Genomic DNA, 600 nt, shown 5'->3' with positions numbered 1-600 from the left:
TCTCGAACGGTCAGACGTCGGTGGTGGGTGAGGGCTTCGAACTGGGCGGTGCTTCGTCGTACATCGAGACGAGCTACAAGCCGTGCGCGAAGGTCAATCCGACCAGTTGGGCGAGTTCGGGTGACATGTGCCTGGGCGTCGCGAACGCGACGATCTCGGGCGGTTCGCACGCCGGGGAGCTGGTGCGGGACGACACCGACACCTCGAAGTGGCGCCTGGCGGTCGACGACGGCACCCGGGTGCAGTTGCTGTCCGGCACCACGGGCGGTTCCAACAACACCGCGAACCAGGCGTACTGGAAGGTGACCGGCACCGACGGGACGGTGTACCTGTACGGTGCGAACCGGCTGCCGTCCGCGTTCGGCGGCACCGGGGGTGACAGTCCGACGTATTCGACCTGGTCCGAGCCGGTCTTCGGCACGGGTTCGGGTACCTCGTGCAACGATCCGACGGGGACGCAGAACCCGCAGAGCTGCCTGCAGGCGTGGCGGTGGAACCTGGACTACGTCATCGACCCGCACGGCAACGTGACCCGCTACAGCTACGCGCGGGAGCTGGACAACTACCAGCACCAGAGCGCGACCACGGCCTACACCCGCT

1 pseudogene is annotated in these 600 nt (G+C 67.2%); it reads left to right on the top strand.

From position 1 onward, the window contains the following. Positions 1–600 (top strand): annotated as a pseudogene (locus TR50_RS47515) (hypothetical protein); the annotation flags it as partial.

The sequence above is a fragment of the Streptacidiphilus anmyonensis genome (assembly GCF_000787855.1).
GTDB lineage: Bacteria > Actinomycetota > Actinomycetes > Streptomycetales > Streptomycetaceae > Streptacidiphilus > Streptacidiphilus anmyonensis.
This window is presented reverse-complemented; position numbering and strand designations above follow the sequence as displayed.